We start from the raw sequence: 26,570 nt of genomic DNA on the forward strand, positions 1-26,570 counted from the left end.
GAGTGGAATTCGAGGGCGAAGGGATCTGGATGAGATATGCACCAAAGTGGTATCGACGATCAGATGAGTAACCCGATCTGTGGCATAGAACTTTTGTGGCGAGGGAGCTTGCTCCCGCTGGGTTGCGCAGCAGCCCTAAATCCTTGCACACGGTGTCTCAAAATCCCTGTCCGCCAGTTTTGCGGGTGCTTCGCACCCGAGCGGGAGCAGGCTCCCTCGCCACAATGGATTGCTTACTCCTGCGGGTTGTGAAGACCCTCTAGGAATGGGCTTGCTGTAGAATCCTCGGCATTGACTTCACAAGGTGCACCCCTGATGAGCGAGCCGATTCGTCTGACCCAATACAGCCACGGCGCAGGCTGTGGCTGCAAGATTTCACCCCAGGTGCTGGAGGTGATTCTGGCCGGCAGCGGGGCGCAGAATCTGGACCCGAAACTCTGGGTCGGCAACGCCTCGCGTGATGACGCGGCGGTGTATGCCATCGACGAAGAGCGCGGCGTGGTATCGACTACTGACTTTTTCATGCCTATCGTCGACGATCCGTTCGATTTCGGCCGTATCGCCGCCACCAACGCCATCAGCGACATTTACGCCATGGGCGGCGATCCGTTGATGGCGATCGCAATCCTCGGCTGGCCGGTCAATGTGCTGGCGCCGGAGATTGCCCGGGAAGTGATTCGCGGCGGGCGTTCGGTCTGCGACGAGGCGGGCATCCCGTTGGCCGGCGGCCATTCCATCGACGCCCCGGAACCGATCTTCGGCCTGGCCGTGACCGGGCTGGTGGAAAAGCGCCACATGAAGCGCAACGACACCGCCACCGCCGGTTGCCTGCTCTATCTCACCAAGCCCTTGGGCATCGGCATTCTCACCACGGCCGAGAAGAAGGGCAAGTTGCGCCATGCCGACATCGGCCTGGCCCGCGACTGGATGTGCACCCTGAACAAACCCGGCAGCCGTTTCGGCAAACTCGATGGCGTGACCGCAATGACCGACGTCACCGGTTTCGGCTTGCTCGGGCACTTGGTGGAAATGGCCGACGGCAGCAACGTGACCGCCCGCATCGGATACGACCGCGTACCGCGCCTGCCGGGTGTCGAGTATTACCTCGATCAGGGCTGTGTGCCGGGGGGCACGCTGCGCAATTTCGACAGTTACGCCAGCAAGGTCGGCCGGCTCCAGGAGTTGCACAAACGCGTGCTCTGCGATCCGCAGACCAGCGGTGGCCTGCTGGTTGCAGTCACCCCCGAGGGCAACGAACAGTTCCTGGCGGTGGCGGCCGAACTCGGTCTGGCCCTTGAGCCGATCGGTGAACTGGTTGAGCGACAGACTCACGCGGTTGAGGTGATTTGATGTCCAGCGACTTCACCGATTACCGCGACATCTTCCTCAACGATCGGCCAATGATGGACGTCCGCGCGCCGATCGAATTCCTCAAGGGCTCATTCCCCGGCGTGGTCAATTTGCCGTTGATGAATGACCACGAGCGGCAACGGGTTGGTACTTGCTACAAGCAGCAGGGTCAGCAAGCGGCCATCACGCTGGGGCATCAATTGGTGTCCGGCGAGATCAAGGCCGAGCGCATCCAGGCCTGGGCCGATTTTGCCCGGGCGCATCCTGACGGTTATTTGTATTGTTTTCGCGGTGGCTTGCGTTCGCAGATCACCCAGCAGTGGCTCAAGGATGAAGCCGGCATCGACTATCCGCGGGTCGGTGGCGGCTACAAAGCCATGCGCACCTTCTTGCTCGATACGCTCGACCAGGCTGTAACCCAGTGCGATTTCGTCCTGCTGGGCGGCATGACCGGCACCGGCAAGACCGAGGTACTCACGCAATTGAGCAATGGCCTGGACCTTGAAGGCCACGCTCATCATCGCGGCTCCAGCTTCGGTAAACGCGCCACGGGCCAACCTTCCAACATCGACTTTGAAAACCGCCTGGCCGTGGACGTGCTGAAGAAGCGCTCCCGTGGTATCGAACAGTTCGTGCTGGAAGACGAGAGCCGCGCGATTGGCAGTTGTGCGCTGCCATTGCCGCTGTATCAGGGCATGCAGCAATCTGCGATGGTCTGGCTGGAAGACAGCCTGGAAGGACGGGTCGAGCGGATCCTGCGCGATTACGTGGTGGACTTGTGTGCCGAGTTCATCGAAGTGCATGGCGATGGAGGCTTCGCGCTGTTTTCCGAGCGTTTGCTGGCGAGCCTGAACAATGTCCAGAAACGTCTGGGCGGAGAACGTCATCGGCGGATGTTGACCTTGATGGAAGACGCGCTCGCCGAGCAGGCGAACAGCGGTGCCGTGGACTTGCACCGGGGCTGGATCGAAGGATTGCTGCGCGAGTATTACGACCCGATGTATGCATTTCAGCGGGAGAAGAAGGGCGCGCGGATCGAGTTTGTCGGGGAGCGGGATGCGGTGCTCGACTACCTGCGAGCGCGTGCTAGCCAGCGCAATTAGGTGGCGGGTTTGCTGTCCTCTTCGCGGGCAAGCCTCGCTCCTGCATTTCCTGTAGGAGCGAGGCTTGCCCGCGAAGAGGCCTGACAGGCGCTACATCCCTTAAAGCACAGCCGCCCCGATCAACCCGCACACCACACCAATCAGCATGGTCATCAGCGCCACGCTCACCAGTACCCGGCTGTCGAAGTCCTTACGCAGCATCAACAGCGACGGCAAGCTGATGCTCGGCAGCGTCATCAACAGTGCGACGGCCGGGGCAGTGCCCATGCCGAGGGTCATCATGGTTTGCACGATAGGGATTTCCGCCGCCGTGGGAATGACGAACAGCGTGCCGATGATCGCCAGCGGTACCAGCCACAGCAAGCTGTTGGCCATGGCACCGTCGATATGCGGAAACACCCAGACCCGCACCGCACCCAGTACCATCACCGCCAGGATATAGACGGGGATGGTGCTCCAGAACAATTGCCACAGGGTTTTGGCCCAGCGCACCAGAAACGGTTGCGTGTCTTTCTCGCTGGCTTCTACCACCGCCTCGACGGCCGGTTCAGGCGTGGTTTCCGGGCCGGCGATACGCTGGGCCACCAGCGAAACACCGAATACCAGCACAATACCCGCCACCAAGCGCAACGCGGTGAAGCCCCAACCGAGTACAAAGCCCATGAACACCAGCGTGGCCGGGTTGAGCACCGGATTACCGATCCAGAACGCCAGCGCCGCCCCTACCGATACTTTTTGTCGACGCATGCTGGCGGCCACCGGGGCGGCGCAGCACGAGCACATCATCCCCGGCAGGGCGAACAGGCCACCGCGCAGGGTTGAAGCAAAACCGGCACGACCGAACAGGTGCAGCAGCCAGTCCCGTGGGATCAGCACTTGCAGCAGTGAACCGAGGATCACCGCCAGCACTGCGGCTTTCCAGATCGCCAGGAAATACACCTTGGCGTAGGTCAGAGCGGCGGCGAGGGGGGCGGTCTGTTGATCGTTGAGGATGGAGGCGCCGATGTTGTGGTTGTCAGCGGCAACAAAGGCCTTCAGGTAGTAGGGCGACCACTTGACGTAGTAAAGGCCGACACAGGCTACCAGGACGAACAGGGCGGGTTTCCACCAGAACGACCAGCCCCGGACGGGGACTGCTGTGGATGAGAGCGACATGGGAAGGTTCCGGACAATGGGAAGATGGGTACATGATAGCCCAGCCTCCTGGCGCCCGTGTTCCAGACAGCGTGTGGGAAGCAGCAGACAGCTTAAGTCGGACAAGTCTCCCGACCGTTATCCAGCCCTTGCTTGTAGGTATGGCTTTGCAAGCTGGCCTTGCCGTTGTGCCACGTCAGTGTGAGTACATACAGCGAGTCGTAGTCGCTGGATGCCCAGTCATCGGTGATGTTCTGTTTCTTGCCGACGGCTTCCCCGGCGACCTTGTTGATCAGCTCGGGCAGGTAGCCATGGGACCAGGCGGTATAGATGATGGAGTTGTGGTACTTGTCGCGAAGCAGTTCATCGGCCAGGTCGCTGGTGTCGTTGGCCGAAAACTCGATGTTCACCGGCAAGCCGAGCTTGATCGCGCTGGGGCTGATGGTCATCAGGGGACGGATGTAGCTGTAGGAGTTATCCAGTTCGCCTTCCTCGACATTGCGCGTCGGGTTGGCGGCAAACACGTAGTTGGCCTTGCCGAATTTTTCCGGCAGCAAGGTGGCCAGGTCGATGGCGCGGTTCAGTCCCTGACAATTGAGCTGACCCAGGCCGCCGGCCGGTTTTTCCGCATGGCGCAGAAACACCAGCGTCTGTGTGCCATCCGCCGGTTGGGCGCGGCTCTCGCTGGACTCAAGCGACAAAAACAGCGCGCTGACCGCCAGCAGAGAGGACAGAAAGATATACGCGCGATGGTTGAAGCGTTTGGCGAATTTCAAAGGACTCATCATCGAATAGGTGATCTTCAGCGCATTCGGTTAAGGCTGACAAACCTTGACACCGTAAGCTCCGAGCATAGGGTGTTTTCCATGTCGTTGACCCGGTCCATTTCTAACAGGGCAATGCTCAGAGTCCTCTGAAGCCCTTTTGGTTCGATCCGAGCTTCGATCCGAGCGAGGGGCCTGGCACTTTAACTGCAACCTTGAACGGATTGGGGGAAAGGTTATCGACAGGATGTTGCGGATTTATGGACACAGTACACATCGTATCCCCGTCCCCCTTATGATCTTCACTCCGTTTTTCCCGTGGAAGCTCCCGATGACCGATTTGTCTGCATTCCCCATCACTCGAAAATGGCCGGCCCAGTACCCGGAGTGGATCCAGCTCTATTCCTTGCCAACGCCCAATGGCGTCAAGGTTTCGATCATGCTCGAAGAGATCGGGCTGCCCTACGAGCCGCATCGTGTGGGCTTCGACACCCAAGATCAGTTGTCCCCTGAGTTTCTGTCGCTGAACCCCAATAACAAGATCCCGGCGATCCTCGACCCCCACGGCCCGGGGGACAAACCGCTGGCGCTGTTCGAGTCCGGGGCGATTCTGATTTACCTCGCCGACAAGAGCGGGCAACTGCTGGCCCAGGAATCCGCGGCCCGCTACGAGACCCTTCAATGGCTAATGTTTCAGATGGGCGGTATCGGGCCAATGTTCGGCCAGCTCGGCTTCTTCAATAAATTCGCCGGCAAGGACTACGAAGACAAGCGTCCCCGTGATCGCTACGTCGACGAAAGCAAGCGCTTGCTCAGCGTTCTCGAGGGCCGCCTGCAAGGGCGCGACTGGATCATGGGCGAGCGCTACACCATCGCCGACATCGCGACATTCCCGTGGGTGCGCAACCTGATCGGCTTCTATGAGGCCGGCGAGCTGGTCGGCATTCAGAACTTTCCCAACGTCACCCGCGTGCTGGAGCGTTTTCTGGCAAGACCGGCGGTGATTCGCGGCTTGGAAATCCCCAAGCAATCCCTTTGAATCCCTCATCACCAAGGCAGGCAATGAGCTCATTCGATTTCAAGCAAGTAGATGTCTTCAGCTGTGTCGCGCTCAAGGGCAACGCGCTGGCGGTGGTGTTCGGCGCAGACAGGCTCAGCGATGAGCGCATGGCGGCGTTTGCGACCTGGACCAACCTCAGCGAAACCACGTTCGTGCTCGAACCTAGAGACCCCCGGGCCGACTATCGAGTGCGTATCTTCACCACCCTGCAAGAGTTGCCGTTCGCCGGTCATCCGACGCTGGGCACGTGCCATGCCTGGCTCGAGGCTGGTGGGGTGCCCAAGGGTGAGGAGATCATTCAGGAGTGTGGCGTGGGCCTGGTGCGAGTGCGTCGGCAGGGGGCGGAGCTGGCGTTTCTCGCGCCATCGCTGCTCAGGTCCGGCCCGGTGGATACCGAACTGGTCGAGCGCGTACGGCGGGGCCTCGGATTGGCGCCGGGCGCCATCGTGCGGGCGCAATGGGTCGACAACGGTGCCGGCTGGCTGGCGGTGATGGTCGAGGATCGTCAGCAGGTACTGGACTTGCAGCCGGATCATTCGCAGATGCTTGGCCTCGCCGTCGGTGTGATCGCGCCGTGGTGCGTCGAGCGCGATGGCGTTGATGCACAGTTCGAAGTGCGTGCGTTCATCTCCGGCGACGGCATGCCAGAAGACCCGGCCACTGGCAGCCTGAACGCCGGGATCGCTCAATGGTTGCTCAGCGAAGGGCTGGCCCCGGCGTCTTATGTCGTCAGCCAGGGGCTGACCATGGGCCGCGCCGGGAGGATTCGGGTGGAACAGATAGGGGATGAGATCTGGATCGGCGGTGCGGTGGTGACCTGCATCAGCGGTACGCTGACACTTTAACCGCTCCCACAGGGAGTGCGGTGATTGTTTCCGCCGCGGTAACGCAGTCTTGAGTGATCGAAGTTTGTGCCCCGCGACTTGCTGGGCATAAGCTTCGCTCCCTACGATTTTTGTCTTATCCACCGTTTTTCAGGAAGACCCATGCCCAGTCAGTTCCCCGAAGCACGTCCACGCCGTCTGCGCCGCAATGCGAGCCTGCGCAGCCTGTTCCAGGAAACCGAGTTCAGCTTGAACGATCTGGTGCTGCCGATTTTCGTCGAGGAAGAAATCGACGATTTCGTGCCGATCAAGAGCATGCCCGGGGTGATGCGCATTCCCGAGTCGAAACTGGCTGGCGAGATCGAGCGTTACGCCCGTGCCGGGATCAAGTCGGTGATGACGTTCGGCGTGTCTCATCACCTGGACAGCAACGGCAGCGACACCTGGAACGATAACGGCCTGGTGTCGCGCATGTCGCGCATCGCCAAAAACGCCGTGCCGGAAATGATCGTGATGTCCGACACCTGTTTTTGTGAGTACACCGATCACGGCCATTGCGGCGTGTTGCACCAGCACGAAGTCGATAACGACCAGACCCTGATCAACCTCGGCAAACAAGCCGTGGCCGCCGCTCGGGCCGGTGCCGATGTGATCGCGCCGTCGGCGGCGATGGACGGGCAGGTCCAGGCGATTCGCCAGGCGCTCGATGCAGCGGGTTTCAGCCAGACCGCGATCATGGCCTATTCGACCAAATTCGCCTCGGCGCTTTATGGCCCGTTCCGCGAAGCCGGCGGCAGTGCGCTCAAGGGTGACCGCAAAAGCTATCAGATGAATCCGATGAACCGTCGTGAAGCGGTGCGTGAGTCGTTGCTGGACGAACAGGAAGGCGCCGACGCGCTGATGGTCAAGCCGGCCGGCGCGTACCTGGACATCATCCGCGACATCCGCGAAGCCTCGCGTCTGCCGTTGTCGGCGTATCAGGTGAGCGGTGAATACGCGATGATCAAATTCGCCGCCCAGGCCGGGGCAATCGATGAAGATCGCGTCGTGCGTGAGAGTCTGGGGGCGATCAAAAGGGCGGGGGCGGATTTGATCTTCACCTACTTCGCAATGGACCTGGCCCTGGCCGGGATCTAAAGATCACCCGATAACCACTGTGGGAGCGAGCAAGCCCGTTCCCACATTTTTGATCTTCGGTGGCCTCGGGTTCAGCTGATAAAAGGCCGTATCCCATGATCGCGGAAATACCGTTCGATCACCTTCGGATCGGCGCTGTACTCGGCGATCGCCACATAGGTATCCGGTCGCAGCAGGTAAAACCCGTTGCGCGCCAGCCCCGCTTTTTCAAACGCCGGCCGCCAATCGAACACTTGCAACGGCAGGTGATGCTCATTGCACCAGGCGATCATCTCGTCGCTGGTGTCGCCATACACATGCACCTGCCAGGTCAGGTATTTCAGCGATTCGAAGTTGTCCCCTTCACCGTCGTGGGCCCAGGGCAGGCGATCACCGCCGTGAACATGGCCGGCAACGCCCTCACTCAACGGCATGCCGCGATAGTTGAGGGTGGTCTGTGACACCGTGCGAAACATGAACTCCCGGACGGCCTCGAACGAGATCATTTTCGGGATCAAAAAGGGTGCCACGCGCATGCGCACCACGTCGGCAATTGGCCCATCGGCCGTGACGAAATTGAACACCCGGTCGGTGGTGGCCACCAGGCGCTGGGCAAAGGCGATGCGTTCGGTTTCATAACTGTCGAGCAGTTTGGACGTGGCGCTGCCGCTTAACACCGCCGCGAGCTTCCAGGCCAGATTGATCGCGTCGCCAATCCCGGTGTTCATGCCCTGGCCACCCGCCGGGCTGTGGACATGGGCGGCGTCACCCAACAGAAACGCGCGTCCGGTACGAAAGTGATCCGCTACCCGGTGATGCACGCGGTAGGTCGAGAACCAGTTCACCTGATCGATCTGCACCTTTAAATTCTCGATGGCCCGTCTGCTGACGTCTGCAAACTGGAGGGTTTCGGCGCGCTCGGCGCGTTCGTCGCGAACCGTGCCGATCAGTCGGGCGCGACCGTCGCTGGACAAAGGAAAAATGGCGAGAAAGTCGGCTTCGTCGAGGTCCACATGCAATTCACCGTTGAACGTCGGGCCGCGGGCCTGCACATCCGCTACGTAGAAAATCTGCTGGTAGGTGCCCCCTGGAAAACCGGTGTCCAGGGTTTTACGCACAATCGAGCGGGCGCCGTCGCAGCCTGCGAGGTAACAGGCCTGGCAGGTTTGCTGCCGGCCATCGGGCAAGCGCAGCGTTGCGGTGATGCCATCGCCGGTTTCCTCGAAACTTTGCAATTCGGTGTTGCGCTCTACCGTAATGCCAAAGGTCTCCAGGCGTTCGATCAGCAGTTGTTCATGCTCGTCTTGCGGATAGATTTCCAGGAACGCATAGGGCGTCAAACCCTCGCCGATGGTGCTCAACGGCAGGTGTGCGACCGGTTCGCCCTTGACCCAGAAATTCGCGGCGCACACTTTATGGCCGTTCTGCACCACGGCCTCGCTGAGGTCGAGCTGGCGATACAGCTCCAGCGTCCTGGCCTGTACTGCCAACGCGCGTGAGGTGGTGCCGGGGGCCGAGGTCTTGTCGATAATCCGTACCCCAATCCCCAGCTTGCTCAGCCACAGTGCCAGGACCAGTCCGGTCGGGCCGGCGCCGATGATCAGCACGTCGCTACGGTTCATGAGCCTGTCCTCCTCGGTGTGTGGATCAAGTATGGTTCAACCGGGGGGCACTCGCAGGCTCGACAGCGGCTACGGAACAGGGAGAGGGCGGGATAGTCATAGCCTGCGCCATGCCATTGATCGTATGGTTAACCCGGCTCAACGGATTTGATGGAGCACCATGCAAGCCAATCGATTGATCATGAGCGTGGCCGCGCTGTTGGTACTGGCCGGTTGCGGCACTCAGCGCCCTCAGGAACCGCCGGCCCGCAAGCCTGCCGAGGTCAAGGCCGAGATCGTAAGCCTGCTGCCGGCCAAAACGGTCGACCGCCAGGGCTGGGCCACGGACATCTACGCAGCGTTTGCCGCGCAAAAGATTGCGCCGACCACGCAAAACCTGTGTTCGGTGCTCGCGGTCGCTGAGCAAGAGTCGACGTTTCAGGCTGATCCGCCGGTGCCAGGCCTGGGCAAGATCGCCCGGGATGAAATCGACCGCCGCGCCGATAAGGCCCACATTCCCAGCTTGCTGGTCAGCGGTGCCTTGCAGGTGCGTTCACCCAACGGCAAAAGCTACAGCGACCGACTGAATGCCGCGCGCAGCGAAAAAGAGCTCAGCGCGATTTTCGATGACTTCATCGGCATGGTGCCCATGGGCCGGACCTTGTTCGGCGGGTTCAACCCGGTGCACACGGGCGGGCCGATGCAGGTCAGCATCGACTTTGCCGAGCAGCAGGCGCGGGATTACCCCTACCCGGTGGACGGCTCGATTCGCCACGAAGTGTTCACGCGTCGCGGTGGCCTATATTTCGGTATCGCCCACTTGCTCGGTTATCCGGTGAGCTACAAGCAGCCGCTGTATCGCTTCGCCGATTTCAATGCCGGTTGGTACGCCAGCCGCAATGCGGCGTTTCAGAACGCGGTAAGCCGCGCGACCGGCATCCCGCTGGCGCTGGATGGCGATCTGGTGCGCTATGGCTCGATCATGCCCGGCACCACGGAATTGGCCGTGCGTACCCTCGGCAAGCAATTGGACATGCGTAATCCGTCCATTCGGGATCAATTGGAGGAGGGTAAAAGTCTCGAATTCGAGGACACCAGGCTCTATCGACGCGTCTTCGCCCTGGCCGAACAGGCCGAAGGCCGGCCATTACCCCGGGAGGTGTTGCCGGGAATCGTTCTGCAAAGCCCAAAAATCACCCGCAAACTCACCACGGCGTGGTTTGCCAAGCGGGTCGATGAGCGATATCAGCTCTGCATGAAGCGCGCGGGGATGTGAACGAGCCTAAAAATGACTGAGAAACCCGGCCGGGGAGGCTAATGCCGGTCAGTTAAGACGCCATAGGGATTGCGCTTACTGACTGGTATTGTTGATGAGGTATTCGAGCGCAATCTTCGGCAACTGCTACAAAGAGAGAGTCGCAGAGGAGATTTAGTCATGTACCAGCTCTACGGGCATCGGAATTCGGGTGCGGCCGCCATCGAAGCCGCGCTGGAACTGTGCGAGGTTGCTTATCGCTTCATCGATGTTTCTGCGTCCCCGGAGGCGTTTCAGGCACTGGAGAAGCTCAACCCGCTCAAGCAGGTTCCCACCCTGCTGCTGCCCGATGGCGGCGTTCTCACCGAGAGTGCAGCCATCCTGATTCATCTGGGCCTCACGTTCCCGGAGTCGAACCTGTTGCCGGAAAACCCGATCAAGCGCGATCAGGTGATCCATGGCCTGGTGTTCATCGTCAGCAATTGCTACACCGCCATCGGCATCATCGATTACCCCGAGCGCTGGCTGGACAAAGCGGACGAATCGTCCCGGCAAAACCTCATGGCCGGTGCCCGCCGACGCCTGCACTGGCATTGGGAGGTGTTTGCCGATCAGTTCGCCGGCAAGTTGTACCTGGACGATGGAAAGCCGGGTGCGCTGGATATTCTGGCGGCGGTGGTGACGCGGTGGGCGGGCACCCGGGAGCACTTGCGTGTTGCGCGGCCGGGGTTCTTCGCCTGGCTTGAACGCTTCGACCGCCACCCGGTATTGGCACCGGTTTTCACTCGGCATTGGCCATAGGAACACCGCCAAACAAATAGTGGGGGGAGTCGGGCTTGTCTGTGGCGAGGGAGCTTGCTCCCGCTGGGCTGCGAAGCGGCCCCACTCTCTACCTAAAAAAGAAGGGGACTGCTGTGCAGTCCAACGGGAGCAAGCTCCCTCGCCACAAAAGCCCGCTCCCACAGGGGGATGTGCGTTGCTCTGGAATCACTCGCCGCGGATGTACTGCTCCAACTGCCGAATCAGTTCAGCCTGCTCGGCGATGGCTTCCTTGACCAGGTCGCCGATGGACAGCAAGCCGATCAACTCGCCGTTTTCCACCACCGGCAAGTGCCGCAGGCGTTTTTCGGACATGATGCCCATGCAGGTTTCGACGGTTTGATGGGTGTCCACGGTGATCACCGGCGACACCATGATGTCGCTGACCGGTGTGCCGACGGAGGAGCGCCCCTTGAGCACCAGTTTGCGCGCATAGTCCCGCTCACTGATGATGCCGACGACCTTGCCATCTTTCAGCACCGGCAACGCACCGACGTTTTTTGCGGCCATCACCATCAGCGCTTCCAGCACCATTTGATGCGGTGCAATGGAGTGGACTTGCTGATTCTGTTGGGCCTTTAACTTGAGCAGTTGGGCGACGGTTTTCATGGCGGTTTCTCGGGTGTTGTCGTTGTTATTGAAGAATCGTAGAGACAGGCGCACAGAGCAAGGCGCAAAGCGGCAGATAACACGCAAATAGCGTCATTCAGTGATTTTTCTTTGTAAAAGTCCGCAACCCTCCCGGGCACATTCGCAATTGTGGCGAGGGGGCTTGCCCCCGTTCGGCTGCGCAGCAGTCGCAATCCGGTCAACGCGGGGTGCCTGAAAAAACCTGTTGGCTGGTTTTAGGCCCGCTTCGCAGGCCAACAGGGGCAAGCCCCCTCGCCACAAGTCCGCCTCCACAGGTCGATCACGCGTAGAATCACCACTTGAATCAGATCGTTGAGGTTGCAGTGGTGGATTTACAGCAGGGCTTCGTCCTGACCCGGCATTGGCGCGATACCCCGGCCGGCACGGAAGTCGAGTTCTGGCTGGCGACCGATGCCGGTCCCAGGCGCATCCGCCTGCCGCATCAACCGTCGGTAGCGTTCATTCCACAGGTCATGCGCGAGCAAGCCGAAGCGCTGCTGCGCGGTGAGAAAAACGTCGAGCTGCGGCCCTTGGCCCTTCAGGATTTCGAGCATCGCCCGGTGCTCGGCCTGTATTGCCAGCAGCACGGTCAGTTGATGCGCCTGGAAACCGCGTTGCGCAAGTCCGGGGTCGAGGTGTTCGAAGCCGACATCCGCCCGCCGGAGCGCTACATGATGGAGCGCTTCATCACCGCGCCGGTTTTGTTCGGCGGCACTCCAAACGCCGAAGGCCTGCTGCTCGACGCACAAATGAAACCCGCCCCCGGCTACCGACCGAACCTGCGGCTGGTCTCGCTGGACATCGAAACCACCGCTCAGGGCGAGTTGTATTCCATTGCCCTGGAAGGCTGCGGCGAGCGTCAGGTGTACATGCTCGGGCCGCCCAATGGCGATGACAGCGTGGTGGATTTCCAGCTCGAATACTGTGACTCGCGAACCCTGCTGCTGAAGAAACTCAATGAATGGTTCGCCTGCCACGATCCCGACGCGATCATCGGCTGGAACGTCGTGCAGTTCGACCTGCGTGTACTGCACGAACATGCGCGCCGTTTGGCGGTGCCGTTGAAGCTGGGGCGCGGCGGCGAGGAAATGCAGTGGCGCGAGCACGGCAGTCGCAATCATTACTTCGCCTCGGCTGCCGGCCGGTTGATCATCGATGGCATCGAATCGTTGCGTTCGGCGACCTGGAGCTTCCCTTCGTTCAGCCTGGAAAACGTCGCGCAAACCCTGCTGGGCGAGGGCAAGTCGATCGACAACCCGTACCAGCGCATGGACGAAATCAACCGCATGTTCGCCGAGGACAAGCCGGCCCTGGCCAAGTACAACCTCAAGGACTGCGAACTGGTGACGCGGATCTTCGCCAAAACCGAATTGCTGACCTTCCTGCTGGAGCGCGCCAGCGTCACCGGTTTGCCGGCGGACCGCAGCGGCGGCTCGGTGGCGGCGTTCACTCATTTGTATATGCCGTTGATGCACCGCCAGGGCTTCGTCGCGCCGAACCTCGGCGGCAAGCCACCGCAAGCCAGCCCCGGCGGTTTTGTCATGGACTCGCAACCGGGGCTGTATGAATCGGTGCTGGTGCTCGACTACAAAAGCCTCTATCCGTCGATCATCCGCACCTTCCTGATCGACCCGGTGGGCTTGATCGAAGGGCTCAAGCATCCCGGCGACAGTGAATCGGTGCCGGGCTTTCGTGGTGCACGTTTCTCCCGCACCCGGCATTGCCTCCCGGCCATTGTGGCCCGGGTTGCCGAAGGTCGCGAAACCGCCAAGCGCGAACACAACGCGCCGTTGTCCCAGGCGCTGAAGATCATCATGAATGCGTTCTACGGCGTACTGGGTTCCAGTGGTTGCCGCTTCTTCGATACGCGCCTGGCCTCGTCCATCACCTTGCGCGGTCACGAGATCATGTTGCGCACCCGCCAGCTGATCGAAGCTCAGGGCCACGCGGTGATCTATGGCGATACCGACTCGACCTTCGTCTGGCTGCGTCGCGCTCACGGTCAGGCAGAAGCGGCGCAGATCGGCCATGCGCTGGTAGACCACGTCAACCAATGGTGGCGCGAGCATGTGAAGCAGGAGTACGGGCTGGAAAGTGCCCTGGAGTTGCAGTTCGAAACCCACTACAAACGCTTTCTGATGCCGACCATTCGCGGCGCCGAGGAGGGCAGCAAGAAGCGCTATGCCGGGCTGGTCACCCGCGCCGATGGCACTGATGAAATGGTCTACAAGGGCCTGGAAACCGTGCGCACCGACTGGTCGCCGTTGGCCCGGCAATTCCAGCAGGAGTTGTACCTGCGGATCTTCAATCGCAAGCCCTATCAGGATTACGTGCGTGACTATGTGCGCAAGACCTTGGCCGGTGAGTTCGACGAGCGCCTGATCTACCGCAAACGCCTGCGTCGCCCCCTCGATGACTATCAACGCAACGTTCCGCCCCATGTGCGGGCCGCGCGCATCGCCGACGATTACAACGACCGGCAGGGGCGCCCGCGCCAATATCAGAACGGCGGCTGGATCAGTTACGTGATCACTGTCGCTGGCCCTGAGCCGCTGGAAACCCGCAGCGCGGCCATCGATTACGACCATTACCTCACCCGACAGCTGCAACCCGTGGCGGACGCGATCCTGCCGTTCGTCGATGACGATTTCTCAACGCTGATTGGTGGGCAACTGGGCCTGTTTTGAGTCCAGCAGCGACAACGTCCAGTCATCCGGTATGCCGTGAAAATACTGATCCAGCGCCTGGTGAAAGAGGCTGCCTTTGGGGGTGACCTGGGCGAACAGCGTCATCGATGAGTGAAATTTGAGGTTGTCGGGGTGACCGAAAATCTTTGCGATCGAACGTTGAGGAACGTCCAGGACCAGTTGTGTGCACGTGCGCAGACGTGGACCCAATAACGGATGCTCCAGGTACGCCATGGCTTCCTCACGGGAGCGAATGGCAAAGTAGCGGGACATTTCACTGTCACCCAACCCGGCAAACTGCGGAAAGATGAACCACATCCAGTGCCGGCGCTTCTGGCCGGCGCGCAGTTCCTCCTGAACCCACTCGAACACAGGGTCTTGCGCCTGGACGAAGCGAGGCAAATTGAAGGAGTCGAGCTGATCGGTACTTCTCATGCCGATGCCCTCTGACAAAACCGCGATGGCTCAGACCATGGCCAACCGCTGCTTACGTTGTGGCGCGCGAAACGCTTGGTCCAGCGCCTCCAGATCCCCGACTTCAAGCCGCAACTGCGCCGCTTGTGCATTGAGCTGCACATGCTCGGGGCGGACCGCTTTGGGGATGGCGATCACGCCGTTCTGACGCAGAATCCATGCCAGCGCTACCTGTGCGGGGGTCGCCTCATGACGGGCGGCCACCTGCTTGAGCGTCGAGTTGGCCAGCATGTGCCCGCCCTGGCCGATCGGACAATAGGCCATTATTGGCATCCTTTGCTGTTGGCACCAGGGGAGCAGATCGAACTCGATACCGCGCTCTTCCAGGTTGTAGAGCACTTGATTAGTGGCGCAGGCCGGTGAGGCCAGTTCTTTCAAGTCGTCCATGTCGAAGTTGGACACGCCCCAGCGGCCGATCTTGCCGTCATCGCGCAGGCGTTCGAAGGCTTCGACGGTTTCCTCAAGAAGATACTCGCCGCGCCAGTGCAACAAATAAAGATCGATGTAATCGGTATTCAACCGCCGCAGGCTGCGCTCGCAGGCCTGGGGAATGCCTTGGCGGCTGGCATTGAAGGGGTAGACCTTGCTGACCAGAAAAACCTGGTCGCGCCTACTTGCGATGGCTTCACCCACCACCTCTTCGGCGCCCCCCTCACCGTACATTTCAGCAGTGTCGATCAGGGTCATGCCCAATTCGATACCCAAGCGTAACGCTGCAACTTCCTTTGCGTGTCGGGAGCGCTCTTCTCCCATGCGCCAGGTTCCTTGGCCGATGACCGGCACATGGCTGCCGGCCAGCTCAAGAGTACGCATGAAGCCTCCTTTCTGACGTCCGATCGATACTACAGTTGGCAGCAAAATAGCCTGGTGGTTCCGTCGGAGCCAGAAAGGAGGCGTCAGTGTTATTGGGCGGAGAACTTGAACACGGTGGTCTGGGTATAGGTCTTGCCCGGGTCCAGACGCGTGGACGGGAAGCCCGGTTGGTTCGGCGCATCCGGATAGTGCTGGGTTTCCAGGGTGAACGCGCCCCAGTGCGGGTAAGTCTTGCCAGCCTTGCCCTTGACCGTGCCGTCGAGGAAGTTGCTGGTGTAGAACTGTACGCCGGGCTCAGTGGTGTAGAGCTGCAAGCGGCGACCGGATTGTGGATCGCTGACGTCGGCGGCGAGTTTGCCCAGGTCACCCTTGGCGTCCAGCACCCAGTTGAAGTCGAAACCGCCTTGTTTCGGTTCGGCGAATTTCAACTGTGGGTGATTGGCCTTGATGTGTTGACCGATGGCGGTCGGTTGCGTGAAGTCCATCGGTGTGCCGGCGACCGGGGCCAATTCACCGGTGGGGATCAGTTTGCCGTTGACCGGTGTGTAACGGCCGGCGTGCAAGGTCGTGAGCTGCTTCAGTACGTCGCCGTTACCCGCACCGGCCAGGTTGAAATAACTGTGGTTGGTCAGGTTCAGCACTGTGGGTTTGTCGGTGCTGGCCTTGTACTCGATGCGCAGTTCATTGTTCTCGGTGAGGCTGTAAGTGACCTCGGTTTTCAGGTTGCCGGGAAAACCCATTTCACCGTCCACCGACAGGTACGTCAGGGTTACGCCCACCGAATCCTGGCCCTTGCTCAGTTCGGCTTTCCATACCCGCTTGTCGAACCCCAGAGGCCCGCCGTGCAGCGAGTTGGTGCTGTCGTTGAGCGGCACCTGAAAGCGCTTGCCATCCAGCTCAAAAGCACCGTTGGCCAGGCGATTGCCGAAGCGGCCGATGGTCGCGCCGAAGTACGCCGTGCCGCTTTGATAACCCTGCACGTCGTCGAAACCGAGCACCACATCGTCGAGCTTGCCGTTTTTGTCCGGCACCTTCAGCGACTGCAGAGTCGCGCCGTAGGTAATGACCGTGGCTTGCAGGCCATGGCTGTTGCGCAGAATGTATTGCTCGACGGGCGTGCCGTCATTGGTTTTGCCGAAGGCTTTGTGTTCGCTGGACAAGCCAGCGGCGTGAACAGGGAGGGTGGCGATCATCAGGGACAGTCCGAGGCCGCAGAGCAGGAGACGGGATTGAAGCATGGTTGACCTTCCTTTTTGTTGTTTTTAAGAAGTAGTCATACTAATGATCGTGTTTTAGCGCGATCAAGGAAGGATTTATAGCTTATGTGTCGAGTATTTCAATTATAAAGTATGACTAATATGCAACCGCTTTCGCGATGATCCGCGCTTACGGACCACCGGCACTGCACTTTTTCAGCTTTCACGGTTCTATCCTTGGCCAGCCTGCGGCGATCCCCACCGCCGGCCCATGCCCAAGTTCAAGAACCCATGGCTCGAGTTTTACCCCGCTTTACCCTGCAAATTCGCCGTCATTACTTGCTGCTGATTAGCCTGTCGATGCTCTTCGCCAGTGGTTGCAGCCATCAGCCGGGCAACGATGTGGTCAGCCAGTTTCGCAATGGCAAACCCCAGGAATTCCTCCAGACCAGCGTCGACCGCATGGCGACCCTGACGATGCGCGACAACCTCGAAAGCCTCTATCTGCTGATGAACAAGCTCTACCTGCGCAACCCGGACGAGCTGAAGAAATCCGGCTTCCTCGATGTCGGCACCGCGGAAAAACAAGTGCGCATGGCCATCGAACAGCAACAGCCGCTACCCACCCTCGGCGGCAAAAAAGACCTGGCTGCGCTGAGCTTCGCCATGAGCCCGGAGTTTCTCGGCGACCGGGTCGGCGCGTTCATCTATGCCATCGGCAGCATGCTGGTGACGGCCCATGGCAATCGGCTGGAGTTCTACATGACGGATGCGCTCAACCCGACTTTCGTCAGCAATGCCGCGCGCAACATCGAGAAAGCCACGTGGATCTTGAGCCAGCGGCAAAGCAAGGATGGCGAGCCTTTGCTGTTTTCCAACGAAATTTCGGAGGAGGGCAGTAACCTCAGCTTTGCCGTGGAGTTCGGCAAGATCGTCGCGCGGCTGGACCTGCTGACCCAGATGCTCGACGAGCGCTACCGGCGGATCGGGCTCAACTACGCCCAGAGTTTGCTGTTCCTGAACTTCCTGCCGGTGCAGTAATTAGAGTAGTGATCCCAATCCCCTTGTGGGATGTGGTGGAGAGGGAAAACCGTGTTCCGGCTTGGCATAACGATAGACCGTATCGATATAACTGGTTATAAGAAAAATGGCTATGCTGCGGGCCAGATTTTTCCTGTGTCGATGTGGACGGATTAATGGAATTTGTTAATTTCGGGTTGGTCGTTGCCGGGCTGGTGGTCGGTTTTATCGTCGGCATGACCGGCGTGGGCGGCGGATCGCTGATGACCCCGATCCTGCTGTGGTTCGGAATCAATCCGGCCACGGCGGTGGGCACGGACTTGCTGTACGCGGCCATTACCAAATCCAGTGGCGTGCTGGTTCATCGCAAGAACAAGAACATCGACTGGGCGATTACCGGTTGGCTGACGCTGGGCAGTGTGCCGGCGGTGGCGCTGACGCTGTGGTTCCTGAGCACTTTGCAAACCTCGCCCGAAGCGATGAACGCCGTCATCAAACAGGCCCTGGGTTTTGTATTGTTCGCTACGGCGCTGGCGATTTTCTTCAAGAAGCGTTTGCTCGATTTCGCCCACAAACGGGCGGGCGGCCACTACAACCCCAGCGGCTCCCGGTTGAATGCGCTGACCGTCATCACCGGTCTGGTCCTCGGCGCGATGGTGGCCCTGACCTCCATCGGCGCCGGTGCCCTGGGCACCGTCGCACTGTTCATCCTGTATCCGATGCTGCCCACCCGTCGCCTGGTCGGCACCGAGATCGCTCACGCGGTGCCTCTGACGTTGGTCGCGGGGCTGGGCCACGCGAGCATGGGCAACATGGATTGGCACGTTTTGGGCTACTTGCTGGTCGGTTCGCTGCCGGGGATTTACCTGGGCAGCCATTTGACCGGGCGTATCTCCGACGAACTGCTGCGCCCATGCCTGGCCACGATGCTGGTACTGATTGGCTACAAACTGGCGTTCTGATCCGGCATCGCGTAGATCACTGAGTTTAATGGAGTCATGCTCTCGCTGACGTAGTCAAAACTATGACCACGTTCAGATGGAGTCATGACGTCCATGAACAGCTCCGCAAACGATCTTCTGCGACGCTTTCGTCGCCCCCGCGACGAGCCACCGGGCAACTCGGCCGAAGTGCTGCGCCGTCATCTCGAGCCGTTGCCGGCACTCGATTCGCCTGAATTCGGCGAACTGTTCGACCGCTTTGGCGATGCCAGCGTGGTGCTGATCGGCGAAGCCAGCCACGGCACCCAGGATTTTTACCAGACCCGGGCAGCGATCACCCGTCACCTGATCGAACAGCACGGCTTCGGCATCGTCGCGGTCGAAGCCGACTGGCCCGATGTCGGCCAGATCGACCGCTGCGTCCGCGACCTGGGCCGCAGCGCCTGGAAAAAGCAGGCCTTCGCCCGATTCCCCACCTGGATGTGGCGCAACACGGCCGTGCAGACTTTTACCCGTTGGCTGCACCACCATAATCGCGGCTTGGCGCCTGAGCAGCGGGTGGAATTTCGCGGGCTGGACGTCTACAGCATGCGTCATTCCATCGACGAAGTGCTGGGCTATCTCGACAAGACCGATCCGCAGCTGGCAAAAGAGGCCCGGCATCGCTACAGCTGCCTGACGCCGTGGCATGACGACCCGGCACTGTACGGTCATTTCGCCGAGCGGGGCAAAATGGCCACGTGCGAGGATGTTGTGGTCGAGCAATTGAATGTGCTGCTGGGCGAACGGCTTGATCCGATGGTCGCCGACGACGAGGCATTTTTCAGCGCCACCCAGAACGCCCGCGTCGTACGGGCCGCCGAGCAGTATTACCGCGCCATGTACCGCGGCTCGACCGCCTCATGGAACCTGCGTGACCGGCACATGTTCGACACCTTGCAAACCTTGTTGGAGCATCGCGGGGCGGGCACCAAAGCGGTGGTCTGGGCGCATAACTCGCACATCGGCAATGCCGCCGCCACGCAAATGGGCTGGGAAGGGCAGTTCAACATCGGCCAGTTGTGCCGCACGGCCTACGGCTCGCAAGCGGTACTTATCGGCATGGGCACCGACCACGGCACAGTCGCGGCCGCCGACGACTGGGACGAACCGATGCAGATCAAACAGGTGATCCCGGCGTTGGACGACAGCTGGGAACAACTGTTTCTCAAGGCTGGCATCCCCGCAGCACTGCTCGATTGGCGGACCTCACCGAGCGAGGAATTGCTGGACGTACTGGCCGAGTCATTGCTCGAGCGCGCCATCGGCGTCATCTATCGACCCAGGACCGAGCGCCAGAGCCATTACTTTCAGGCGGTGCTGGCGGAGCAGTTCGATGCTTACATCTGGATCGAAAAAACCCACGCGGTCTCGCCATTGCCAGCGCCTGAGTTCATCGAACACGAGGAAGACACCTTTCCGTTCGGCCTGTGACGGGGCTCTATTCGCGGGTGAAAATCTCCAGCAAATGGCCGTCCGGGTCATCGAAATACACCCGCCGGCCACCGGCGTAATCGTTGATCTCGTTGAGCCGTTGCTTGCATGGATCGGCCCACCATGGCTGTTTGCGCGCTTGCAGGCGAGCGAAGGCCGCATCGAAGTCTTCGTCGCCGATCAGAAATGCATAGTGCTGGGAGGCGATCGGCGGGTCGTTGTTGTAGAAATCCAGCGACACCCCGTTATCGAATTTGACCACCAGCATTGGCCCGAACGGCTCGGGATCGGGCAGGCCTAGGAGGTCGGTCAGGTAGCGTGCCGAGACCTGTTTGTCACGGCACCAGACGATGGTGTGGTTCAACTGAGCGCTCATGGAGAAACCCTCACGGCGAATCAGCTATGAGATTAGCTCAGGCTGTGTTGCGCAATGACCGCCCTGACCTAAGCTTGGGCAAGGCGAACACAATCGCGGTGCATCGCCCGGAACGATCGCCGCGATGCGCAATCATTAGAGCGTGGATATCAAAAGGAGATGCGCATGCTCATCAGGTCTTTGACCCTGGCTACTCTGTTGGCTTTCGTCGGCCCCTTGTTCGCCGCCGATGACGATTCCCCTCTGGTTAAAGACGTGGGCAGGGCCCGTCCGCTGATCGTCATCGCGCCCAGTTCGGTCGACCCTACCTGGATCAATCTGAAAAAATCGCTGGATGAACCGGCCAGCCGCAAGGGTTTCACCGATCGAAACATGGTGCTGTACACCGTGATCAATACGATGGGTCAACGGGACGGCAAAGACCTCGACCCGCAATCGACGATGGCGTTGATCCGCTCGCTCAAACTGGGCGCCGGCGCGAAGAGCAAAATCATCCTGATCGGCAAGGATGGCGAAAAGAAGCTTGAACAATCGGATGCGGTCGAGCTGAAAGACATTTTCAACACCATCGACCAGCTGCCGGCCGCCGAGAAGGAAGCGACGGTACCGACGCCAGCTCCGGTGGCTGAAGTTGCGCCGGCCAAAGGTGCAAAGGGCAAACCGACGAAGCCCGCCAAACCGCCTGAAATGCCGGATGATTGAATTTCCTCCATTGTGGTGAAAATCTGTGGCGAGGGGGCTTGCCCCCGTTCGGCTGCGCAGCAGTCGTAAAACCGGCATCTGAAGTCTATCTGACACAACGCGTTGACTGGTTTTTGGGGCCGCTACGCAGCCCAACGGGGGCAAGCCCCCTCGCCACAGGTGAGTGTTTGCCCAGCCTTAATGGTTGTTGAGATCATTCAGTCAGCGCACTGAATATTTTGTGAGCGATTTTGACTCGTTCGGGGTTCGGGTAATTTTTGTTGGCCAGGATCACGATGCCAATGTCCTTCGCCGGGATAAAGGCGACGTAGGCCCCGAATCCGCTGGTTGAGCCGGTTTTGTTGATCAGCGCCGTGTTGTGTTGAGGTTGGGGCGGGTTCAGCCACTGGACTTCATGAGCCTCAAAGGACATCTGCGACGAGTTGCCCGCCAGCAATGTATCGAGCGTTACCGGATAGTTGTAGAACTCCCACCCCAACCCTTGAGTCATCTCGCCAACGGTGTAGTAACCGGTATGAGTGGTGGCGATGGCTTGCTGCAAGGGCTTTTCCAGCGACGTCGGATTCATGTTCGCCTCAACATAGCGAAGCAGGTCCGAGGCGCTGGTTTTAACGCCATAGGCTTCTCCATCCAATGCGCCCGGCCCGACCCGCACAGGCTTGTCGTCCTTGTTGTAACCCTGAGCGTAAAGCGGCATCTGATCCTGTGGCACCTTGAGGTAGCTGTGTTTCAGGCCGAGTTTCGGCAGCAAGGTTTTTTCCATCAGCTTATCGAACGGCGCCCCCATGCTTTGCGCCGCCAGATAGCCGAACAACCCAAGGCTGGGGTTTGAATACAGGCGATGAGTGCCGGCGGCATAGGCCGGTTTCCATTGCTTGAAATAGCCGAGCATTTTGTCCTGATGGTCTGCCTCGTCGGGGAATTGCAGCGGCAGGCCGCCGGCGGTGTAGGTGCCCAGCTGCAGCACGCTGATGTTGTCGAACGCGCTGCCATGCAATGTCGGCAGTACCTGACTGGCGTTGTCCGACAGGGACAGTTTGCCTATCGCTTGCGCGTAGGCAGCGAGGGTGGCGGTGAAGGTTTTGCTCACCGAACCGATCTCGAACAGGGTGTCGTTTGCTACCGGTTGCCCGGTTTCTTTCGACGCTACGCCGTAGTTAAAGTAATGCTGTTTTCCGTTGAGTGTTACGGCCACGGCCATGCCAGGAATGCCCTGGGCCTGCATGACAGGCCGGACGGCGTCGTTGACAATCGTCTCGATGGGCTGATCTGTCTGGGCAGCGGCAACACAATGGCTGGCGCCGAAGATCGCCACGCAAGCCGCAAGAATCTTCAACCTGGCCGTACTTCTGTTGTTCGTCATTGTTTCAATTCCATGATTTTTCGTGGTGTTAACCGCTACACTCCGAGCGATTTTTCAAGCCTGGCTGCCGATGAGCGAGCCAAATCTAGGCAGTTTGCCGAACGGTGACAAACGACGATATTTCGGATGAGCCATTAGAAAATTTTGGGAGTTGGCATGATTCGACCTCATCTGCCGCTGAATGCGCTGCGCGCTTTCGAGGCGTCGGCGCGTCATTTGAGTATCACACGGGCGGCGGTGGAGCTGTGCGTCACGCAGGCGGCGGTGAGTCATCAGGTCAAAAGCCTGGAGGCTCAGCTTAACGTGACCTTGTTCAAACGCCTGCCCCGAGGCCTGATGCTGACCAGCGAAGGTGAAACCCTGCTGCCGGTGTTGCGCGACTCCTTCGACCGGATCGCCGAAACCCTGGAGCGTTTCGAGGGCGGGCATTTTCGTGAGGTGCTGTCGGTGGGGGCCGTAGGGACTTTCGCGGTCGGCTGGCTATTGCCGCGGCTGGCGGATTTCCAGACGAAACATCCGTTCATAGATTTGCGGCTTTCGACCAACAACAATCGGGTGGATGTGGCCGCCGAAGGGCTGGATTACGCCATTCGCTTCGGTGCCGGGGCGTGGCATGGGATTGAAGCGGTGCGGTTGATGGAGGCGCCGTTGTCTGTGTTGTGCGCTCCCGATATCGCCCGGCAATTGCACACACCCGCCGATCTGTTGCAGCAAACGTTGCTGCGCTCCTATCGCACGGATGAATGGCCGGAGTGGTTTCAGGCTGTCGGACTTTCTATCCATGCGGCACCACCGCGCAGCATCGTTTTCGATTCCTCGCTGGCGATGATGGAGGCTGCGCTGCAAGGGGCTGGAGTGGCATTGGCGCCGCCGCTGATGTTTGCCCGGCAACTGGCGGCGGGTGCGATCGAGCAACCGTTCGCCATGGGTATCACCACGGGCAGTTACTGGCTGACGCGGTTGCAGTCGCGCACTGAAACTTCTGCAATGGTCGCGTTCAAGGACTGGTTGCTGCAAGCTTCGCTTTAATACAAAACCCTGTGGGAGCGGGCTTGTGGCTCGCCCACAGGGATTGCAGTGCTTTCAGGATTAGCGCACCAGGCACGGCCGCTTGTTATCGAACGTCCACCCCGGAATCAGGCACTGCATCGCCACGCTGTCATCCCGCGCGCCCAGTCCCATGCCTTTGTACAGCTCATGGGCCTTGGCCAGTTGATCGATGTCCAGCTCAACCCCCAGGCCAGGTTTTTTCGGCACCTGCACGCAGCCGTCGACGATTTGCAGCGGCGCTTTGGTCAGGCGTTGGCCGTCCTGCCAGATCCAGTGGGTGTCGATGGCCGTGATCTCACCCGGCGCAGCCGCCGCGACGTGGGTGAACATCGCCAGTGAAATATCGAAGTGGTTGTTGGAATGCGAACCCCAGGTCAGGCCCCATTCGTGGCACATCTGCGCTACCCGCACCGAGCCCTGCATCGTCCAGAAGTGCGGGTCGGCCAAAGGGATGTCCACCGACTGCAACTGGATCGCGTGGCCCATTTCCCGCCAGTCGGTGGCAATCATGTTGGTCGCGGTTTTCAGGCCCGTGGCACGACGGAACTCGGCCATGACTTCCCGGCCCGAATAGCCGTTTTCCGCACCGCACGGGTCTTCGGCGTAAGCCAGCACGTGATGCTGATCCCGGCACAGGCGGATCGCTTCTTTCAATGACCAGGCGCCATTCGGATCGAGGGTGATGCGCGCATCGGGAAAGCGTTCGGCGAGGGCGGTGACCGCTTCGATTTCCTCGTCGCCACTCAACACGCCGCCCTTGAGTTTGAAGTCCTTGAAGCCATAGCGGGCGTGAGCGGCTTCGGCCAGGCGTACCACGGCGTCGGCGTTCATGGCTTTTTCGTGGCGCAGGCGGAACCAGTCGTTATCGGCGCCCGGTTCGCTGCGATAAGCCAGATCGGTTTCGTTGCGATCACCGACGTAAAACAGATAGCCGAGCATCTTCACTTCGTCGCGCTGCTGGCCTTCGCCGAGCAGGGCGGCCACCGGCACATCCAGGTGCTGGCCGAGCAGATCGAGCAAGGCGGCTTCAAGGCCCGTGACAGCGTGAATGGTGATGCGCAGGTCGAAGGTTTGCAGGCCGCGACCGCCGGCATCGCGATCGGCAAACGTCTGGCGCACTTGATTGAGGATCTTCTGGTACGTGCCGATCGGGCTGCCGACCACCAGTGAGCGCGCGTCTTCGAGCGTCTGGCGAATGCGCTCGCCACCGGGCACTTCACCGACACCGGTATGGCCGGCGTTGTCTTTGAGGATCACGATGTTGCGGGTGAAAAACGGGCCGTGGGCGCCGCTCAGGTTGAGCAGCATGCCATCGTGGCCGGCCACCGGCACAACCTGCATGCTGGTGATGATCGGGGCTTTTGCGGTGTCTTGTGCATTCATTTTTATGTCCCTAAAAAGCAGGTGTTCAGGCGTGTGTTCTTGAATGTGTGTGCGCTGGTTTGCCCGGGGCAACGGCCGGTGCGGGTTTCGGTTTGTTGCGTGCGGCGAAGACAATGATCGCGGCGATGATCGAGGTGGCAGCCAGGCCATACAGCCCGCCCTGAATCGAGCCGGTGTGTTCTTCCAGCAGACCAAAGGTGGTCGGCGCAACGAAGCCACCGAGGTTGCCCACCGAGTTGATCAGTGCGATCACGCCTGCAGCAATCCGCGCATCCAGATACGCCTGGGGAATGGGCCAGAACAGCGACGATGCCGATTTGAAACCCAGTGCAGCGAAGCAGATGGCGACGAAGGCGAAGATCGGCCCGCCGGTGGTGGACATGAACATCCCGGCAGCGGCGATCAACAGGGCTGCGGCGACCCAGGCTTGCTGGTGCTTCCATTTGGCTGACAGCGAGGCGAAGGCGTACATGCCGACGATCGACAGCAACCATGGAATCGAGTTGAACAACCCGACCTGAATGTCGCTCAGGTCGCCCATCTTCTTGATGATGCTCGGCAGCCAGAAGGTCGCGGCGTAGATGGTCAGCTGGATGAAGAAATAGATCAGGCAGAAACAGGATGATCTGACGATCCTTGAGCAGTGTGCCCAGCGACGGCTTGATCGGCGTCGCGGCTTCGCGGGCCAGTTGTTCGTCATCGATGGCTTTGACCAGCGCGTCCTGCTCGGGAAGGGTCAGCCATTTGGCGTCGTGGGGTTTGGAGTCCAGCCAGAACCAGACAAACACGCACAGCCCGACCGAGAACATGCCTTCGATGAAGTACATCCACTGCCAGCCATGCATGCCCAAACCGCCGATTTGCAGCAGCAACCCGGACAGCGGGCCGGAGATCAGCGATGCAATGGCCGAACCGCTGAGGAAGATCGCAATAGCCTTGCCACGTTCCACGCCAGGCAACCAGCGCGTGAAGTAATAAATCACCCCGGGAAAAAACCCTGCTTCGGCCACGCCCAGCAGAAACCGCAGGATGTAGAAGTGGGTTTCGTTCTGGATGAACGCCATGCAAGCGGCCACCAGGCCCCAGGTCAGCATGATGCGGGTCAGCCAGATTCGTGCGCCGACTTTTTGCAGGAGGATGTTGGAGGGGACTTCGAACAGCGCGTAGCCGATGAAGAACAGACCGGCTCCCAAGCCGTAGGCGGCCGCGCCAATCCCCAGGTCATGTTCCATGTGGGCGCGGACGAAGCCGATGTTTACGCGGTCGATGTAGTTGACGATGAACATGATCACGAACAGCGGCAGGACGTGGCGTTTCACTTTCGAGATGGCGGACTGCAGGACCGAATCAGCGCCATCGTTCATCCCGGATATGGATGTATTCACTTCGTTTTCTCCCACTCGTTATTTTTATGCGGGGTGTGGCTGGATGTTGCG

The 26,570-nt window shown here is 60.1% G+C and carries 23 protein-coding genes and 1 pseudogene; 13 read left to right on the plus strand and 11 right to left on the minus strand.

All coding sequences use genetic code 11. The annotated features are described in order from the left end of the window. The first annotated feature begins 315 nt into the window (after positions 1-315). Both selD and mnmH read left to right on the plus strand, forming a co-directional pair. The gene (gene selD, locus ACZ9BB_RS04635; protein WP_476212737.1) at positions 316-1,350 is read left to right on the plus strand and encodes a selenide, water dikinase SelD; all 1,035 of its coding nucleotides are present in this window, start codon (positions 316-318) and stop codon (positions 1,348-1,350) included. Next, a complete protein-coding gene (mnmH, locus tag ACZ9BB_RS04640) occupies positions 1,350-2,453 on the plus strand; it encodes a tRNA 2-selenouridine(34) synthase MnmH (RefSeq protein WP_476212738.1) in 1,104 nt (367 codons plus the stop codon). Before selD ends, mnmH begins: the two co-directional genes overlap by 1 nt. Before the next feature lie 99 nt (positions 2,454-2,552). Here mnmH and ACZ9BB_RS04645 read toward each other — a convergent pair whose 3' ends face one another. Both ACZ9BB_RS04645 and ACZ9BB_RS04650 read right to left on the minus strand, forming a co-directional pair. Then, complete coding sequence (locus ACZ9BB_RS04645; protein ID WP_476212739.1) at positions 2,553-3,608, minus strand: permease; 1,056 nt, start codon at positions 3,606-3,608, stop codon at positions 2,553-2,555. Between the two features lie 92 nt (positions 3,609-3,700). Beyond that, positions 3,701-4,375 (minus strand): histidine phosphatase family protein, encoded by a 675-nt coding sequence (locus ACZ9BB_RS04650; RefSeq protein ID WP_476212740.1) that lies wholly within the window; start codon positions 4,373-4,375, stop codon positions 3,701-3,703. Positions 4,376-4,682: 307 nt separating this feature from the next. On the opposite strand from ACZ9BB_RS04650, the gene ACZ9BB_RS04655 reads away from it, so the two are divergent. The 3 genes from ACZ9BB_RS04655 (at position 4,683) to hemB (ending at position 7,372) form a co-directional block, all read left to right on the plus strand. Further along, positions 4,683-5,390, plus strand: a complete 708-nt coding sequence (locus ACZ9BB_RS04655; protein WP_476212741.1) for a glutathione binding-like protein — start codon at positions 4,683-4,685, stop codon at positions 5,388-5,390. 23 nt (positions 5,391-5,413) lie between these two features. Continuing rightward, a complete protein-coding gene (locus ACZ9BB_RS04660) occupies positions 5,414-6,256 on the plus strand; it encodes a PhzF family phenazine biosynthesis protein (protein WP_476212742.1) in 843 nt (280 codons plus the stop codon). Between the two features lie 141 nt (positions 6,257-6,397). Continuing rightward, positions 6,398-7,372, plus strand: coding sequence for a porphobilinogen synthase (gene hemB, locus ACZ9BB_RS04665; RefSeq protein WP_476212743.1), 975 nt, complete (start codon positions 6,398-6,400; stop codon positions 7,370-7,372). A gap of 71 nt (positions 7,373-7,443) precedes the next feature. Here the strand turns inward: hemB and ACZ9BB_RS04670 are convergent, their stop codons facing one another. Continuing rightward, on the minus strand, positions 7,444-8,973 hold the full coding sequence (locus tag ACZ9BB_RS04670) for an FAD-dependent monooxygenase (RefSeq protein ID WP_476212744.1): 1,530 nt from the start codon (positions 8,971-8,973) through the stop codon (positions 7,444-7,446). A 160-nt stretch (positions 8,974-9,133) separates the two neighbouring features. Here ACZ9BB_RS04670 and ACZ9BB_RS04675 point away from each other — a divergent pair, with 160 nt between their 5' ends. Together ACZ9BB_RS04675 and ACZ9BB_RS04680 are read left to right on the plus strand one after the other, a co-directional pair. Then, entirely contained in the window at positions 9,134-10,228 is a 1,095-nt protein-coding gene (locus ACZ9BB_RS04675) for a DUF1615 domain-containing protein (protein WP_476212745.1), read from the plus strand. Between the two features lie 159 nt (positions 10,229-10,387). After that, positions 10,388-11,008 carry a glutathione S-transferase N-terminal domain-containing protein gene (locus ACZ9BB_RS04680; RefSeq protein ID WP_476212746.1) on the plus strand — a complete coding sequence of 207 codons (621 nt, stop codon included), beginning with the start codon at positions 10,388-10,390 and terminating at the stop codon, positions 11,006-11,008. Positions 11,009-11,194: 186 nt separating this feature from the next. Here ACZ9BB_RS04680 and ACZ9BB_RS04685 read toward each other — a convergent pair whose 3' ends face one another. Then, the gene (locus tag ACZ9BB_RS04685; RefSeq protein ID WP_008011368.1) at positions 11,195-11,635 is read right to left on the minus strand and encodes a CBS domain-containing protein; all 441 of its coding nucleotides are present in this window, start codon (positions 11,633-11,635) and stop codon (positions 11,195-11,197) included. A 347-nt stretch (positions 11,636-11,982) separates the two neighbouring features. Here ACZ9BB_RS04685 and ACZ9BB_RS04690 point away from each other — a divergent pair, with 347 nt between their 5' ends. Next, on the plus strand, positions 11,983-14,343 hold the full coding sequence (locus tag ACZ9BB_RS04690; RefSeq protein ID WP_476218199.1) for a DNA polymerase II: 2,361 nt from the start codon (positions 11,983-11,985) through the stop codon (positions 14,341-14,343). Here the strand turns inward: ACZ9BB_RS04690 and ACZ9BB_RS04695 are convergent. The 3 genes from ACZ9BB_RS04695 to ACZ9BB_RS04705 all read right to left on the minus strand — a co-directional run bounded on the left by ACZ9BB_RS04695 (position 14,308) and on the right by ACZ9BB_RS04705 (position 16,868). After that, positions 14,308-14,778, minus strand: a complete 471-nt coding sequence (locus ACZ9BB_RS04695) for a DUF1810 domain-containing protein (protein ID WP_476212747.1) — start codon at positions 14,776-14,778, stop codon at positions 14,308-14,310. The two genes, ACZ9BB_RS04690 and ACZ9BB_RS04695, sit on opposite strands and share 36 nt — an antisense overlap. A gap of 30 nt (positions 14,779-14,808) precedes the next feature. Then, a complete protein-coding gene (locus ACZ9BB_RS04700) occupies positions 14,809-15,630 on the minus strand; it encodes an aldo/keto reductase (RefSeq protein ID WP_476212748.1) in 822 nt (273 codons plus the stop codon). 89 nt (positions 15,631-15,719) lie between these two features. Beyond that, positions 15,720-16,868: an aldose epimerase family protein gene (locus ACZ9BB_RS04705; RefSeq protein ID WP_476212749.1), complete on the minus strand. Its 1,149-nt coding sequence runs from the start codon at positions 16,866-16,868 to the stop codon at positions 15,720-15,722. A gap of 249 nt (positions 16,869-17,117) precedes the next feature. Here ACZ9BB_RS04705 and ACZ9BB_RS04710 point away from each other — a divergent pair, with 249 nt between their 5' ends. From ACZ9BB_RS04710 to ACZ9BB_RS04720, 3 genes are all read left to right on the plus strand, one after another. After that, a complete protein-coding gene (locus ACZ9BB_RS04710; RefSeq protein ID WP_476212750.1) occupies positions 17,118-17,867 on the plus strand; it encodes a hypothetical protein in 750 nt (249 codons plus the stop codon). 155 nt (positions 17,868-18,022) lie between these two features. Beyond that, on the plus strand, positions 18,023-18,808 hold the full coding sequence (locus ACZ9BB_RS04715; protein ID WP_476212751.1) for a sulfite exporter TauE/SafE family protein: 786 nt from the start codon (positions 18,023-18,025) through the stop codon (positions 18,806-18,808). Between the two features lie 93 nt (positions 18,809-18,901). Continuing rightward, on the plus strand, positions 18,902-20,260 hold the full coding sequence (locus tag ACZ9BB_RS04720; protein WP_476212752.1) for an erythromycin esterase family protein: 1,359 nt from the start codon (positions 18,902-18,904) through the stop codon (positions 20,258-20,260). A gap of 7 nt (positions 20,261-20,267) precedes the next feature. On the opposite strand, the gene ACZ9BB_RS04725 is transcribed toward ACZ9BB_RS04720, so the two are convergent. Next, complete coding sequence (locus ACZ9BB_RS04725) at positions 20,268-20,636, minus strand: VOC family protein (protein ID WP_476212753.1); 369 nt, start codon at positions 20,634-20,636, stop codon at positions 20,268-20,270. Positions 20,637-20,801: 165 nt separating this feature from the next. Between ACZ9BB_RS04725 and ACZ9BB_RS04730 the strand changes: the two genes are divergently transcribed. Continuing rightward, complete coding sequence (locus ACZ9BB_RS04730; protein ID WP_476212754.1) at positions 20,802-21,338, plus strand: DUF4174 domain-containing protein; 537 nt, start codon at positions 20,802-20,804, stop codon at positions 21,336-21,338. A 193-nt stretch (positions 21,339-21,531) separates the two neighbouring features. Here ACZ9BB_RS04730 and ampC read toward each other — a convergent pair whose 3' ends face one another. After that, a complete protein-coding gene (gene ampC, locus ACZ9BB_RS04735) occupies positions 21,532-22,701 on the minus strand; it encodes a class C beta-lactamase (protein ID WP_476212755.1) in 1,170 nt (389 codons plus the stop codon). A gap of 156 nt (positions 22,702-22,857) precedes the next feature. Between ampC and ACZ9BB_RS04740 the strand changes: the two genes are divergently transcribed. Beyond that, positions 22,858-23,730, plus strand: a complete 873-nt coding sequence (locus ACZ9BB_RS04740) for a LysR family transcriptional regulator (protein ID WP_476212756.1) — start codon at positions 22,858-22,860, stop codon at positions 23,728-23,730. 60 nt (positions 23,731-23,790) lie between these two features. Here ACZ9BB_RS04740 and gudD read toward each other — a convergent pair whose 3' ends face one another. Further along, on the minus strand, positions 23,791-25,134 hold the full coding sequence (gene gudD, locus ACZ9BB_RS04745) for a glucarate dehydratase (RefSeq protein WP_476212757.1): 1,344 nt from the start codon (positions 25,132-25,134) through the stop codon (positions 23,791-23,793). A 25-nt stretch (positions 25,135-25,159) separates the two neighbouring features. After that, positions 25,160-26,519 (minus strand): annotated as a pseudogene (locus ACZ9BB_RS04750) (MFS transporter). Positions 26,520-26,570 lie beyond the last annotated feature (51 nt).

The sequence above is a fragment of the Pseudomonas sp. TE3552 genome, assembly GCF_056278945.1.

Coding starts and splice junctions, on each gene's coding strand:
- ACZ9BB_RS04670 (WP_476212744.1), bottom strand. CDS start 8,973: ATGAACCGTAGCGACGTGCTGATCATCGGCGCCGGCCCGACCGGACTG.
- ACZ9BB_RS04705 (WP_476212749.1), bottom strand. CDS start 16,868: ATGCTTCAATCCCGTCTCCTGCTCTGCGGCCTCGGACTGTCCCTGATG.
- ACZ9BB_RS04660 (WP_476212742.1), top strand. CDS start 5,414: ATGAGCTCATTCGATTTCAAGCAAGTAGATGTCTTCAGCTGTGTCGCG.
- ACZ9BB_RS04655 (WP_476212741.1), top strand. CDS start 4,683: ATGACCGATTTGTCTGCATTCCCCATCACTCGAAAATGGCCGGCCCAG.
- ACZ9BB_RS04675 (WP_476212745.1), top strand. CDS start 9,134: ATGCAAGCCAATCGATTGATCATGAGCGTGGCCGCGCTGTTGGTACTG.
- selD (WP_476212737.1), top strand. CDS start 316: ATGAGCGAGCCGATTCGTCTGACCCAATACAGCCACGGCGCAGGCTGT.
- ACZ9BB_RS04740 (WP_476212756.1), top strand. CDS start 22,858: ATGATTCGACCTCATCTGCCGCTGAATGCGCTGCGCGCTTTCGAGGCG.
- ACZ9BB_RS04685 (WP_008011368.1), bottom strand. CDS start 11,635: ATGAAAACCGTCGCCCAACTGCTCAAGTTAAAGGCCCAACAGAATCAG.
- hemB (WP_476212743.1), top strand. CDS start 6,398: ATGCCCAGTCAGTTCCCCGAAGCACGTCCACGCCGTCTGCGCCGCAAT.
- ACZ9BB_RS04725 (WP_476212753.1), bottom strand. CDS start 20,636: ATGAGCGCTCAGTTGAACCACACCATCGTCTGGTGCCGTGACAAACAG.
- ACZ9BB_RS04700 (WP_476212748.1), bottom strand. CDS start 15,630: ATGCGTACTCTTGAGCTGGCCGGCAGCCATGTGCCGGTCATCGGCCAA.
- ACZ9BB_RS04730 (WP_476212754.1), top strand. CDS start 20,802: ATGCTCATCAGGTCTTTGACCCTGGCTACTCTGTTGGCTTTCGTCGGC.
- ACZ9BB_RS04645 (WP_476212739.1), bottom strand. CDS start 3,608: ATGTCGCTCTCATCCACAGCAGTCCCCGTCCGGGGCTGGTCGTTCTGG.
- ampC (WP_476212755.1), bottom strand. CDS start 22,701: ATGACGAACAACAGAAGTACGGCCAGGTTGAAGATTCTTGCGGCTTGC.
- ACZ9BB_RS04650 (WP_476212740.1), bottom strand. CDS start 4,375: ATGATGAGTCCTTTGAAATTCGCCAAACGCTTCAACCATCGCGCGTAT.
- gudD (WP_476212757.1), bottom strand. CDS start 25,134: ATGAATGCACAAGACACCGCAAAAGCCCCGATCATCACCAGCATGCAG.
- ACZ9BB_RS04710 (WP_476212750.1), top strand. CDS start 17,118: ATGGCTCGAGTTTTACCCCGCTTTACCCTGCAAATTCGCCGTCATTAC.
- ACZ9BB_RS04715 (WP_476212751.1), top strand. CDS start 18,023: ATGGAATTTGTTAATTTCGGGTTGGTCGTTGCCGGGCTGGTGGTCGGT.
- mnmH (WP_476212738.1), top strand. CDS start 1,350: ATGTCCAGCGACTTCACCGATTACCGCGACATCTTCCTCAACGATCGG.
- ACZ9BB_RS04720 (WP_476212752.1), top strand. CDS start 18,902: ATGAACAGCTCCGCAAACGATCTTCTGCGACGCTTTCGTCGCCCCCGC.
- ACZ9BB_RS04680 (WP_476212746.1), top strand. CDS start 10,388: ATGTACCAGCTCTACGGGCATCGGAATTCGGGTGCGGCCGCCATCGAA.
- ACZ9BB_RS04695 (WP_476212747.1), bottom strand. CDS start 14,778: ATGAGAAGTACCGATCAGCTCGACTCCTTCAATTTGCCTCGCTTCGTC.